This window comes from Shewanella sp. SM69 (genome assembly GCF_025653985.1).
In the GTDB taxonomy this organism is placed as follows: domain Bacteria; phylum Pseudomonadota; class Gammaproteobacteria; order Enterobacterales; family Shewanellaceae; genus Shewanella; species Shewanella oncorhynchi.
In genome coordinates, this window is sequence record NZ_JAKKRV010000013.1 from 92,986 (window position 1) to 107,350 (window position 14,365).

At 38.7% G+C, this 14,365-nt stretch carries 11 protein-coding genes; 2 read left to right on the top strand and 9 right to left on the bottom strand.

Going from position 1 to position 14,365, the window contains the following annotated elements; genetic code table 11:
* Positions 1–496: 496 nt before the first annotated feature.
* From L5M37_RS16930 to L5M37_RS16970, 9 genes are all read right to left on the bottom strand, one after another.
* Positions 497–1,747 (bottom strand): response regulator, encoded by a 1,251-nt coding sequence (locus L5M37_RS16930; protein WP_263201315.1) that lies wholly within the window; start codon positions 1,745–1,747, stop codon positions 497–499.
* A complete protein-coding gene (locus tag L5M37_RS16935) occupies positions 1,740–4,409 on the bottom strand; it encodes a hybrid sensor histidine kinase/response regulator (protein ID WP_263201317.1) in 2,670 nt (889 codons plus the stop codon). Before L5M37_RS16935 ends, L5M37_RS16930 begins: the two co-directional genes overlap by 8 nt.
* 32 nt (positions 4,410–4,441) lie before the next feature.
* Complete coding sequence (locus L5M37_RS16940; RefSeq protein WP_105250501.1) at positions 4,442–5,662, bottom strand: EAL and HDOD domain-containing protein; 1,221 nt, start codon at positions 5,660–5,662, stop codon at positions 4,442–4,444.
* 567 nt (positions 5,663–6,229) lie between these two features.
* On the bottom strand, positions 6,230–6,835 hold the full coding sequence (locus L5M37_RS16945; protein ID WP_219251800.1) for a hypothetical protein: 606 nt from the start codon (positions 6,833–6,835) through the stop codon (positions 6,230–6,232).
* 96 nt (positions 6,836–6,931) lie between these two features.
* Positions 6,932–7,969: an acyltransferase family protein gene (locus tag L5M37_RS16950; RefSeq protein ID WP_263201320.1), complete on the bottom strand. Its 1,038-nt coding sequence runs from the start codon at positions 7,967–7,969 to the stop codon at positions 6,932–6,934.
* 2 nt (positions 7,970–7,971) lie between these two features.
* Positions 7,972–9,369 carry a hypothetical protein gene (locus L5M37_RS16955; RefSeq protein ID WP_105250504.1) on the bottom strand — a complete coding sequence of 466 codons (1,398 nt, stop codon included), beginning with the start codon at positions 9,367–9,369 and terminating at the stop codon, positions 7,972–7,974.
* A gap of 193 nt (positions 9,370–9,562) precedes the next feature.
* On the bottom strand, positions 9,563–9,913 hold the full coding sequence (locus L5M37_RS16960) for a YkvA family protein (protein WP_263168460.1): 351 nt from the start codon (positions 9,911–9,913) through the stop codon (positions 9,563–9,565).
* A 49-nt stretch (positions 9,914–9,962) separates the two neighbouring features.
* Positions 9,963–10,721 carry a helix-turn-helix transcriptional regulator gene (locus L5M37_RS16965; protein ID WP_263201322.1) on the bottom strand — a complete coding sequence of 253 codons (759 nt, stop codon included), beginning with the start codon at positions 10,719–10,721 and terminating at the stop codon, positions 9,963–9,965.
* A 24-nt stretch (positions 10,722–10,745) separates the two neighbouring features.
* Complete coding sequence (locus L5M37_RS16970) at positions 10,746–11,288, bottom strand: YbhB/YbcL family Raf kinase inhibitor-like protein (protein WP_263201324.1); 543 nt, start codon at positions 11,286–11,288, stop codon at positions 10,746–10,748.
* A gap of 503 nt (positions 11,289–11,791) precedes the next feature.
* Here L5M37_RS16970 and speFL point away from each other — a divergent pair.
* Both speFL and speF read left to right on the top strand, forming a co-directional pair.
* Positions 11,792–11,875 (top strand): leader peptide SpeFL, encoded by an 84-nt coding sequence (gene speFL, locus L5M37_RS24165; RefSeq protein WP_224022194.1) that lies wholly within the window; start codon positions 11,792–11,794, stop codon positions 11,873–11,875.
* A 321-nt stretch (positions 11,876–12,196) separates the two neighbouring features.
* Entirely contained in the window at positions 12,197–14,359 is a 2,163-nt protein-coding gene (speF, locus tag L5M37_RS16975) for an ornithine decarboxylase SpeF (protein ID WP_263201326.1), read from the top strand.
* Positions 14,360–14,365 lie beyond the last annotated feature (6 nt).

Below are 14,365 nucleotides of genomic sequence, written 5' to 3' on the forward strand. Positions count from 1 at the left end.
GATGAACATCATATTCAAGCTAAAGACTATAACTTAAAAAGTATCAGTATAATCTAATAAAAACCCGAAAGAATAATGTACAACATAAAAATGCAAATCAAATACATGCCTAAAATATAGCTATCAGATATTAAACTGCAAACAGTATCTAAAAATGATTATTGAGCGTTCAATCATTAACGATAGAAAGCGATATATTGCTAACTTACAGTAAATTTCCTAAGTAAATGCACAGCATATCTGGCTCACAGTGCGATGAAAATCCAAAATCCCCGGCGTAAATCATTAGGAACTCAGTCACCACATCGCATTTCTAACACACCAATAAGATGAGTGCTGAATCAGCCATGCTGACATAAAACCTCTACCTCCAAAACATAAAAAAACCATAATTTAAATACCTAAAAAGGTAGATATTACGGGTAAGGATATAAGCCCATACCTGTGAGGTTAAAAGAAAAATATACAAGAACTATTAAAACCCATGTCTATAGAACTATCGCAAATGCAATGGAATATCATACTTCCTAAAAAGCTTGACTATTGAATCCTTATATAGTGGCTTGATAATGTAACCTTTAGCTCCTGCAGCTATTGCCTGCTGAACTGATGACTTATTTTTATTCCCAGTCAACATAACAATGGGCGTAATTGCATTTATTCCATTAGACTTATTAATGTGGTTAATAATATAAAACCCATTAGTATCAGGAAGATTTATGTCCATTAAAATAACGTCATATTTTTTCTTAGAAAGTAAATCTAACGCCATACGTCCAGACAATGATGTATCAAGTTCAATGGCATACGTTCTAAGAAGCATAATAGTTAAATTCAAACTAATGTGATCATCCTCAACAATTAACATCTTTGGCACTACAGGAACTTCAACTGATACAAGAGAATTTTTTGACTCCGAATACAATCGATTATACGTATATTTAGTATCAGGCACGGTTGGAGCGGCCTTATTGCTAACCTCAATATGCCCCTGTTCTGGCAAAGGGGCTTCTGCGACCGTCGCCACATTTGATACATCAGTAACAACAAGTTCAAGTAAGTGCAACGCCTTACTTTGTAGTTTCAACAAAGCTGGTCTAATTTCATTAGAACGAATAAATGATAATATCTTCTTCAATGAAGCTAGATCTAACTCAGCGGTTCTATTACTTGCAAGGTGCGCTTCTGCCTTATCTAATGATTGCTCGATTTCAATCAAACTTAATTCAAAGCTATGTTCTAAATCCTTCTTGCGCTGAACACCTTTAAGGACAATCTCCTTGATATGCGAAGAGTAGTTATCTTGTACATTTACAAACTCTTCTACTTTTTTATATTTTCCTCTTAACCCAATTTCCCGCAATAAATGTGTACATATTATAATTGCTCTATGTACTTCATACATTGGCCTAGCGATTAAATAATCATTAATCACACCACTACGGTAAGCCTCGTACGCTTCTCTTTCTTGATGTTTTGGAATAAGAGAAACAACGGCATGCTCACATATTTCTACAGCCTGCAATTCCTCTATGGCTTCGTAATAAATAAGTAAAGTTTCTTGTAAAGTTTCAGCAGCAACAAGAATCACTTTTGGGGTTGATTGTTTGATTTGCTCAACAAGCTCAGCATTCGTTTTAATCACATGAATACGAGAAAAGTGACGAATTAGAACACTTATCAATAATCTATCATTATCTTGGTCGTTCGTATAGAGAACGATATGCTCAAAATTGACTCTATCCACTAGCATTACTCCTTTGCATAAAAAACTCAATTAACGCAAATAAATCATCATCAACCTCTTGCCAACATTTTAAGATAACTTTGTAATCAATAGCATTGTTACGCGAAACACGCTCTAGTTCTTGGCAAGATAAATTTAATTTTTTTGCACCTATGTAAAGAGAATTACTTTTAAGGGTGTGGCTAATTGCAGTAATAATACGAAGATCATTATCCACAATTGCAGACCTTAATGCTTCACGCTTAACAAGTAAATTACTGTAATATTGCTCTAAAAAAATAGATAACTCTTCATCGCTTATATCTTCACCTACAAAATTATATATATCTGACAAGTTGACTATCTGTAAGATGTCTGCTAATTCCTGCGGTGTTTCATCACAACAGAAAAAACTATTATCAAAAGAAGTATTATCTGCTTTAACTGTAGACTTTTTTAAACTTGTATTATTTGACAAAGTGAGTTTTACTTCATCTAAAAGGCCAATCAAATCATTCAACGTCAGAGGCTTTACAAGTACGCGATTTGCCCCAGCCTGCAAACATTCATCTTTACATATGTCGCCATGATCAGCGGTCAACATCACAATAATCGATGGTGCTAATTCCCGATACCCTTCAACTTCTCTAATGACGCCAATGAGGTCTGAGCCCGATATAGTTGGCATTATTACATCAGAAATAACGACATTAAATTTATTTGTCTTAAAAAGCTCAATTGCTTGCATCGGATCTTGAACACAGGAAACTATGACTCCAACAGATAATAACTGTTTTTCGATAACAAATAAGTTTTCTTGACAATCATCAATAACTAACACACTAATATTACTATAATCAGCACTATCCGAAGCCTGCTCGTCAATAATATTCAAATAATTTTTAACATTAATAAAATCAGTTACTGATTGAATTCTGAGTGGTGGATATGAAATCACTTCGTAGTCGGAGTTAGACTTAGAAAGTGACACTCTCCTTAACTCTGCAACTCTTTCTTTCCTTGTAAAAAGACTAGTTACAAATTCATTCTTTGAGATAATATCATTTTGATTCAAGTCAATAAAAAGTATTGAGCTTTCAGTTTCAAATTCCAGTAATTCATTACTTGGTAAATATAGCAACTCGAAATCAAGCTCTTTGGAATATCTTGAAACTGATTCGTGAAAAATGGAACTGTTAGTATATGCTGTTACTGAAGCATCAATATCAGAACGATAGGAGCCGCTTACATCAGGTGCCGTAAAGTGACTATCTAAAGCAAAATCAATAACAAAATAGAAAACGCTACCATCACCGATACGACTAATAACCTGAAGGTCACTTCCCATTGAACGACATATACTTTTACTTATGTATAGGCCTAAGCCAACACCACCATACTGACGGTAAGAATTTGATGATGCCTGCTCATACTTACCGAACACTTTTGATTGCTCCTCTTCAGTTAAACCGATACCATTATCAATAACAGAAAACTTTAGTTTTACATTTTCGAATGACTGTTCCAGAACTTCTACTTCTAATAGAATCGACGAGTCAATTTTATTGGAAAACTTAATTGAATTGGAGATTAAATTATAGATAACTTGATTTAGTTTAACTTCATCACAAATAACCCTGCGATTAAAGTTTAATGGCATAAAAAAGTCTAAATTAATGTCTTTTTTATCTGCTTGAAGGCTAAACGCATCAACAACAGATTCGCCTAACAACCTAACATCTACCGAGTCATTTTTAACATCTGCACTACTCTCATTTGTCTTTTTAAAATCCAACATACTATTAATGAGTAATAAAACTTGTTTTGAAGTACTGAATGCGACAGATAATAACTTCTTATCCTGTGCCCTTACATTACCTAAACTGAGCTCAATTAAGCCTAGCACTGCATTTAATGGTGTTCTAATCTCGTGACCTAGAGTGGCAATAAAATCACTTTGAAAGCTATTCAATTGTTCCAGCTCTGAACATTTCTCTATTAATACTTTTTCTTTCTCATATCGTTTAGATTCATCTATAATTAATCCAAACCGAGTTCTATCATCAAGGAAGAAATCTCTATACTCAAAATACAACCCTGATTTAGTTTTAAAAGATAGACATATTTTTTTATTAGTTGCACATTTATATCTAAACCACTTCATAATTCTATAATTATCTCTACCAACAACCTCATAGCTAACAATATCTTGAATTAAACTAAAAAATGACTTGCCAATATAATTATAAAAATGTAAATGTGGGAAAAGGTATTTAACCCCGCCACCAATAAAATCAATATTACCAAGACTATTTACGACAAGAACACCATCTGAAGTAATTTCTTGATATCTAGAGTCATCACCCGCAGGATTCTCACACCTAAATTGGCTATACTCGAAATTTTTTGTTATTGACGCATCATGCTCTACAACACAGAGCACAATAAAATTTTTATTTGCCATCTTTAATAGGCTAAACTTTAAACAGTTACTTCCTATCATTAAGCATTCATTAGGCGTGATATTCTGTTTAATCTTTTCAAAATGCTGAATTATTTTTTTCTTGGCATTTTTTAAAAAATTATTATTTGAGAAAATTTGATTCTCGCCTAACCACTCCACCTCAGGTGATAACATAAATGCACAAGAATCAAACAAGTCTAAATCAATACCATTCATCATCGCATATCCTTATTGCAAACTAGCATTCATTACTACTGAACTGAATTTTTATACTGATTAAACCAGCTATACACTTTATCACACGCTGAGATGAGCCTCTCAGGATCAATATTATAATTATCAATGAAATAATCGACAGTAACCCAATCACCTTCCATATACGCTAGAGTAAGTTGTAAACAATGAGCTAGGTATCCATGATTATTAAGTAAAGCACGCTTTATTTGCTGTTCAAGAGGAAGCGGCTCTATCGCTCTGTTCATCGGTTTATCTAAAATGGCATCTAAAGTAGATAATAATCCAGTCAAAAATGCTGACTCTTTCAACAAAGGAAATCCCATTAATGATATTAACTCTTCACATAACCGAGCCCTGATTATAGTATTATTAATTAACACAACTGGTTTATTGGGGTTAAGTTCAGCCAAAATAATGAGACTTACAAACTTACGAAGTTTATTTTCACCTAAAAAAACCATAGTCTGCTTAATAGAGGTAAATTCATTCACATGCTCAAACTGACTTGAATTGACATATCTTAGTAATTTATAAGTAAGATCTAAATCTTGAGAAAAATAATTTTCAAGTTTTTTATAACTAAAATCAGACTTAAAAACCTCATTATAAATAGACATAACAAAATGTTGTGTAGCACCTATTTCACTCCCCTCTATGAGTTCTGGCTTATAAAAATAATAACCTTGAAAATAATCAAAACCGAGTGACTTAGCTAGCCTATACTCTTCCAATGTTTCAACTTTCTCTGCAAGTAGTTTTAAATTATACTGTCTAAATTTAGGGATCAGATGAGAAACACTATCCAAAGGCGTTGAAATTATATCAATTTTTATAAGTTTAAAAAAAGGAAAAAAACGTTCCCACTCAGGAGAATAAACAAAGTCATCTAAAGCAAGATAATAACCCAAGTTAAATAACTCTTTAATTAAAATAAAGTTATCCTCACTTGGGCTAACAGTTTCCAATACCTCAACAATAATATTTTTGTATGGGAACATGTATAATAAATGGTCTCGCAAGAAATGAGATGGAAAATTAATTAATGCTGGCTTCCCTTCGGTTAAATCCTCTAGATCCATACTTAAATAACTATTTACAAACACTTTAGCTGTAGCAACATTGTCTGTAACACCCTGTGGGAAATAGTTATCCCGGCTATTTCTAAAGAGCAACTCATAAGCAACAACGTTTTTATTTCTATTCAGTATAGGCTGTCTTGCCATATAAAAGCGCATAGTTCACCTCTTCCCTTTGGGTCACTTAACTTTATAATCATTAGTGAATCAGTCCTTTAATTTTTCAGTCTAGACCTAGGTGCACCATCTTTCAACTGCACTTTTCTAGCCTAGACTATAAATTAGCAGAAGTAGTGATTAAATCCGGTTTAAATCTCAGATTTATGTTTAATTTAGGTGAATATTTAAAAAATTATCCTCAAGACATAAATACCTATTTTTAGGTATAACCATCTTGTTTATCCATAAAAATTAAGTATTAAATGAACCGCAATTCTAGTATTCCGCAACACAATAAAATGAATAAAAAGAACAGTTAAAACTGAAAAAAACTATTATTAATCCTTTTAGACATAATGGACTTATTGGCTTATTGCCAGTTAATGGCGTCATTACATAGCAGTGATACTAGATGAAGAACTTACCGCACTAGGGTTTGCTGGCGAGGATGTCACAACGATTTGACTGGATTTGATGCGAGGCTGAGCCCGTGTAGTGTCGTTATCCACATAAACGGGCAACATAAGCAGGTGATGAACACCATTTTGAGCTAGCTTAATAACAACACTAGTCGTGTCCCCAAGGTTTGGGTGGTAATGCTACTGGCTGGGTAAGATCAAAATCGACTTTAAAATTGCGTTGTTCTCGCGTGAGTTGGTAACTAAAAATCGTTGGCGTAATTTCCATGTGCCACACATTGGTAATCGACTGAGTGAGTCCATTCTTGACGAAGTTATCGATAGATTCCCTATCAATGGGAAATGACTGTTTCTGTACTGTCCCATCATTCATAGTGTCGCCGCCATACATGGTCACAGCATCTTCACTTCCATCCTGATGGCGATGGTCGTGCTTCAACTTAAGCCCTTGCTGCGTTTTAGTCAGCACCCAAGTACGCGAGTGGTCATCACCCACATGGAACGGGATCTTAAGCTCAGTGTCGCTACATTCACGCACGTGCATAATTAACGACTTGCCGCTAAAGGCCGAATCGGCACTGTCACCCGATACCACTTTTCCCGCAAAGGCTTGGCCACAATGGGCCGCAATTTGTGCGAAAAAAGTATTCTGCGTCTTGGTGGATAGCGACTCAACTTGAGCGGCGATGGATGGCAACGCGATAAAAGACAAACTGATGAGCCCGAGGCTCGGTAGGGTAATGTTGGGATTCATTATGTTCTCCACTTTTTTAGATGGAAAACACCCTAACACTAGGAAATAAATTCAAACTGAATTTCACCTAGTGTTAGTGATGATAAACCAAAGTGATTACCAGCCGATATAAGTACGCGATCGATTACCCAGACGCTTTTTGATAAAGCGAGCCGTCATAATACTGCCTACCATCATGAAAATGAAAATCCCAGCGGAAAAGAGCACGCTAGTCACAGCAGAACCTGGTGGTAAACGGTAACGCATTACGGTTGCAGCTGTGTTAAATAGCATATCGAAGAGTGGATGAATAAAGAAAATTGCAAAACTCATCTCGGCGACTTCGACTAACCAAGGCAAACGACTTCGTCCCGACAACCATTCACAGAAATTCAGTACTAATACACATAAACAAAGTTTCTGAATAAACTGCCAATCGATACCGTTGTACTCAAACGGTGCCTTATGATAGTTACCAATATGCTGCACTATGTAAGTTTGTTCGACTAAGCTCACCACTAAAAAAATCATCGCTAGTGCGGTGAAAATAGAGCCAAAGCGCGTCACAATATGTTCATCTTGCGAATATAAAATACCAATCAAGTAGAAAGGTACAAAATACACGACTGAGTGGATGAAATTGACGTTACCTATAGGTCTATGCAATAGGATTGCTACCACACAGCTCAGTACAAATAGTGTCCAACGCATCTGCTGCGAGCAACGGATAAACCATAAAAAAATCGGCGAGAATAAAAACACCGCCATGATGAAGGGAATGTACCAGTGCGGATACAGAATATAACCGTTACGCACAGTATAAAAAATACTCAGCAAGACATTATCGAGCGGCTGATGCTCCATAAATATCCAGCGCAAACACAAACAAAATAGACCAATCAATGACACAACTAAAAAAGGATAAAGTACGTTTTGTACTTTGTTCTTCATAAACTTGCTGTAGTCGAAATCCTTATAAAAAATGCGATGGAAAAAGTATCCCGAGATAAACACAAATAACGCTGTGCCACCACGCAATAGATTTTCCAGCAACAGCGGGAAACCTTCACCAGAGTTGTAAATACTGTGGCCAAGCACGATAAAAATAATCGCAATGCCACGCATGTAGGTAAATTCGAGCTGATTTTTTCTCATTATTAATTCATCGCACAGTAGAGGGTTCTTCCATCAACAACACTCGCAGAAACCCTAATAGTTCCATGGACTTCCGCTTCGTTGAATACCAGATACTGACCCTCACGCTGAAAGGGGAATGCTAAAGGTAACAGAGTTGCCGCCTCAATGCCCTCACAAAAATTTTGTACCGGAACATCAAGTAATGGACTGCCACTCACTGACAAGTTACTAAATTGCGCACTCATCCCTAAATAAGCTTGAGTCATTTCCTCTTGATAGGGCACCACATAAAAGCCAGAACGTACGTCACCCACATCAATAAAACTGCTGCTATCGCTCACGCTCGGCATAACCAATAACGGCACTTTTGGATCCTGCACATTCAACAACAACTGAGACAATTTTGCTTGAGTGGCAGGGTAATACGCTAGCATCTCCTGCAGCTGTTTCTTCTGTTTAGTGTCTTTCTTGTCTAACGGGGATACTGGCTTTACGCGGTTCAGTAGTAAATCCACAGGCAACATACCCGACATGACCGACTCTTTCCATACATAAGGGTCTTGAGTGCTATCCAACAATATGCCCGCCAGAGCGCCAATATTTGCCGCCTCAGCCGTCCAACCAACCCACATTTTCTGCTGTTGATAATAGTCATACACATATTTTGTCAGTATTTGCTGATAACCAAGTAAAGTTTGATTTTGACTCAATACACGCGCACCTGCGGCCAATTCCACATACTTAGCGCTGCCTTCAACGAGATCATTGATGTAACCGACTCTATCTTCATTCGGCGCAATTTGGCGCCATTGCTGCAACCAATAAGCAGCATAGCTAAGATGTAATGACTGTTGTTCGGGTTGTGCCAGCGCCGCCATTAAGGCATCAAATAACTGTAAACGATAATAGCGAGCATCGAAGTTGAGCGGAAAGACCTCACCCTCATAACGCTTACCGTCTTCTAATACTCGCCATTCGGATTGGGCATAAAAATGGAAGGCTTCATGCAAGCCATTGCTCGCCCAGATTAAAAAAGCTAAATCCGTTGGCTTAGTGTCGCGAGTAAATTGGATGTTCGGCACTTCGAGCTGGATCAATACGCCTGGCTGGCCATTATATTGTGGAAAGCCGAAGCTCACCGATAGACCAGAGTGCAGATTGACCGACTCTAACACACTGTTATCTTGGATTATTTCGCCACCAGGCTGTCGAAGCCAGACATTACCACCATAACTAAAGAGGTGTACTTTATCTTCAAGGCGAAAACCGGGCCACAAAGCTTCGCTCTGGCGACTATTCTGTGCCATAAAATCGAGGTAAAGACGGGCGAGTTGTTCCGGAGAGGCCTCATCGGCAAACGCGGGGGTAGCGGCAGAGACACCTAAAAGCCATAGGATCACTACCATAATATTTTTCATTTATCTGCCTAAACAAACACAAGGGGTTTACAAAACAGCGCTAGCATATAGCGCAATCAAGCAATAGTGAAACATTTGCAAAAAAATATTTTTACCCCAGAAAATCTCAGTCAAAACCAAATCAACGACTCCTAATGAAATCATATTTTTAGCACAATTTTGCATCACTTAGGCGATTGCGCTCGCAATAGGTTTAAGTCTTAGGTTCGCTCGGCTTATCTCCAAACCACAGTGTGAGTTTATCCGCTGCAAGGGATTTCACTTCATCATCGATATATAAGGTCACCATAGTCAGGGCCGCGGCAAGGGCACCTAAATCATCGGTAAAGCCAACTAAAGGAGTCAGATCGGGAATCGCATCTAAAGGCAAAACAAAATATGCTAACGCGCCGTAGATGACTGACTTAGCCCACTTAGGCGTATTGGGTTGTTGCGCTGCATAATAAAGCCATAGTGCCCGCTCGATGACCTCTCTACCTGCTTGACGGCTAAAGAGTTTGATCTTGTTCCAAAATCCGCTGTCAGTAAATTGCTCATCCGCCATCATATTTCTCCAATACCCTAAAGTTGTTTGGGTATACACCCATGCCACTTCACAGTGTACGACGATAAGCCGCAGGGGTCAGGCCAAATTGCTGCTTAAAACGTAAGGAAAACTTTTCCGCAGATTGATAACCACAGGCCAAAGCCACTTGCAATACTGGCTCGCTCGAATTCTGCAACATGGCTAAACCATGACAAAGCCGCACTTCTACCAGTAACTGCCTAAAACTAGTGTCTTCTAAGGCCAATTTACGCCTAAGGCTTGCCGTGCTCATGTGTAACTTGTCGGCAATATCCTCCTGCTGCCATGACGCCGAAGGACTCACACTCATCAAGGCCAAGGCCGCTTGAGTCACGCTGCGTTGGGTGTGTCCATACAACCAGTTCACACTGCGTTTATCTGGCAAACTTAACAGTAATGCAGCCAAATAATGCAGTTGAACAGGATCGGCCAGAGACAAGGTCAAACTCTGTAATAGCGCATTCCAAGCTAAGTCCACAGCGCGTGATACGTTTTGGACTGGCATAGGGTCACGCCAATCGGTAGCACTTGATAAAATACCTTGGGGTAAATCGTGGGGGAGTAATAACTGCACCGCCCGATAACGCCCAAGAAAAGGTCGATTAACAAAGCTAATATGCGAACCAGCAGGAATTAACAGTAACTGCCCTTGGCCTACTAAAATAGATTCATCTTGCCAGAGCAGAGACTTTTCACCATAGATAACCCGAATAATCGACGGCTGATGTACAGGGACTTGAGATAAAGATTGTGCCTGCTTCGAATCATATTCAAACATACGGATCATGACACCAGCCTAATTATCAATGGATTATCGATTATATACCGCAGTCAACTTGGCGTTGCCGAGCGCTTGTGCCCTGAGCATAAAGCCCAATAAGGCAGGGCTAGCATCCTTTGGCAATTCTAAAGCACTGGGTAATGCCCACACAGTAAATTCGTACCTGTGAACACCATGACCTTGGGGCGGGCATGCGCCACCAAAATTTGTAGTGCCAAAATCGTTCTTCAAGGCAATAGCACCTTTGGGCAGTGCATCAACATGCGAGCCCGCACCTTGTGCGAGCGAAGTTTGCGCTACGGGTAAGTTATATACGGCCCAGTGCCACCAACCGCTGCCCGTTGGCGCATCAGGATCATAAGCTGTCACTGCAAATGCTTTAGTTCCTGTGGGCACCTCAGTCCAAGTCAGTTGCGGTGAAGTATTTTCCCCTTGGCAACCAAAGCCATTAAACACTAATTGCGATGTCAGTTTATTGCCCTCGCTCATATCTTTGCTCGTTAATGTCATAGCACTTGCCTGCCCAACGAATAACCCAAGCACTAAACTCGCCCCTAACCACCCTTTATTCATGTCTATCTCCTATTCATGTTCGACCTGACTCACTTTACGTCAATCAAAAAAATAACATCTGCCCTAAAACGACAACTTTCTGCCCCAAATGCTCAAATGTGATAAAAAAGTTATCATTTTTGCATTTTTCAAGCAGGAAGATGATTTTGTAGCGAAAATATCTGCATAACAATTCAAATATGGAATGCGGTATAAATCGGAATGATGATTACAGCAGCCTTTAAATTAAGATTAGATATTTGAAATAAGATATTTTATGCAAATAATATTATTTAAATAATGCTGACAATATTTACTTTCATAATTTAGATAAAGATACTTAAGCATGATTGACTCCATTTAATATCGATAAATTAAGTTAAATTGACGTGCTAATTATTTAAAAATAAGACATAGGTCATGATTTTATTTATAACTCGCATATAAACTTCATTACGTAATAAAAACCTAACCATTTTCTCTAAGTCATAATGGAGTCGTATATGAAGAGGAAATCTAAAATTATGGCGCATATCAGGCGCACACGGCATATCATGATGCCTAGTCAACGTGACTATTTCGATCACTCCTTTATCTTCCTCCGCTAACCTTAGCGTAGGTAGTAGGCCAATTAACAGGTCTAAAGTGCTATTGCTCTAATAGGCGCAAACACTTATCGTACTGTTTTCATTTGGTTTATTATCTAACACCTTAATCAAAGCATTCTTTTATCAGTGCAGTTTTACTGCGGCTAAGCTATTCATACGCTCAATAAATATATTTCTACTTATATTTATTTCGTAACTTTGGCATAACCACATTTAATCTGCGCACGGAATAGCTATATCTAATTTTCATACCATTAATGTTTTTAATTAGGTATAGGCACACTTGTATCTATTTTTTATAAAGTAAAAGGGAAATTAACTATGAAATCATTAAAAGTAGCCGCTAGCTTATCTGTTAGATCTTGTTTCGATATCGACAGAGAAGTTGTCAATGTATTAACCACAGATTTTTGCGATGTGGGCGCGGCTGTCGTCTCTGTTGATGATGTTAGAAATGGTATTGTTGAAAAGATTAAAAACACCGGATTGAAACTGCCCATTTTCGTTTCAGTTTGCTGTGAAGAAACCTTCCCTGATGATGTTTGCTCATCGATTACAGGGGTATTTGAACTCTGCGGTGATAACACTGACTTCTACGGAAAACAGGTTGAGACTGCAATAAGTAAATATGAACAAGCGCTATTGCCACCTTTCTTCGGTACGTTAAAAAAATACGTCGAAATGGGTAACTCTACCTTTGCCTGTCCTGGTCACCAAGGCGGACAATTCTTCCGTAAACACCCTGTGGGCCGCCAATTCTTCGACTTTTTTGGCGAAACAATTTTCCGCGCGGATATGTGTAATGCCGACGTGAAACTGGGTGATTTACTGATCCATGAAGGCGCTCCACTGGAAGCACAGAAATACGCTGCCAAAGTTTTTAATGCCGATAAAACCTATTTCGTACTTAACGGCACTTCGTCATCAAATAAAGTCGCGACTAATGCGCTGTTAGCGAAAGGCGACCTCGTGTTATTCGACCGCAATAACCACAAATCAAACCACCATGGCGCATTAATTCAAGCTGGTGCTACACCTGTTTATTTAGAAACGGCACGTAATCCCTTCGGATTTATTGGTGGCATTGATGCCCACTGTTTCCAAGAGTCCTATTTAAGAGAGCAAATTCGTGAAGTCGCGCCAGAAAGAGCCGATGAAAAACGCCCATTCCGCTTGGCGATAATCCAACTCGGCACCTATGACGGCACCATCTACAATGCTCGACAAGTGATTGATAAAATTGGCCATCTTTGTGACTACATCTTATTTGACTCGGCTTGGGTGGGTTATGAACAGTTCATCCCTATGATGAATGACTGCTCACCACTCTTGCTCGAACTGACTGCTGAAGATCCAGGCATTATCGTGACTCAGTCGGTGCATAAACAGCAGGCAGGTTTCTCACAAACCTCGCAAATCCATAAAAAAGATAAACATATCAAAGGCCAAGATAGATATTGCAACCATAAACGCTTCAACAACGCCTTTATGATGCATGCCTCTACCAGTCCCTTCTATCCTTTATTTGCGGCGCTAGATGTAAATGCGAAAATGCATGAAGGCGCAAGCGGTCGTTATCTGTGGCGCGAAGCGGTAAAAGCGGGTATCGAAGCACGTAAGCTATTGCTCAAAAAGTGTAAATATATCAAACCATTCGTGCCAACAATGATCGATGGCCGCCTATGGCAAGACTATGAAACCGAACAAATGGCCGATGACTTACGCTTCTTCGAATTCGAACCTGGTCAGAAATGGCACTCCTTCGAAGGTTATGAAAAAGGCCAATACTTTGTTGACCCTTGTAAGTTCTTATTAACAACACCGGGCATAGATGCTGAAACTGGCAAATATACCGAATTTGGTATTCCAGCGACTATTCTGGCTAACTTCTTACGGGAAAATAATATTATTCCAGAGAAGTGCGACTTGAATTCGATTTTATTCCTGATGACACCTGCTGAAGATATGGCCAAGATGCAACATCTGGTATCACAAATATCTCGTTTCGAGAAATTAGTCGATGAAGATGCGCCATTATCTGAAGTATTACCTAACGTTTATAACGCCAATAAAGCCCGTTATAAAGACTATTCTATCCGTCAACTCTGCCAAGAAATGCACAATCTTTATGTCAGCCATGACGTAAAACAACTGCAGAAAGAAATGTTCCGTAAAGCGCATTTCCCTACAAAAGTGATGGACCCGCAGGAAGCAAACCTAGAGTTTATTCGTGGCAAAGTAGAATTAGTCCCACTCTCGCAAATTGAAGGAAGAATTGCAGCAGAAGGCGCACTCCCTTACCCACCAGGCGTGTTATGTATGGTGCCAGGTGAAATATGGGGCGGTTCTGTTCAGCGTTATTTCCTTGCCCTTGAAGAAGGTATCAACCTATTGCCTGGATTCTCACCAGAACTGCAAGGTGTTTATCTCGAAAATACCGCAGACGGCAAAATTCAAGCAATGGGCTATGTACTAAATAAATAATGAAGA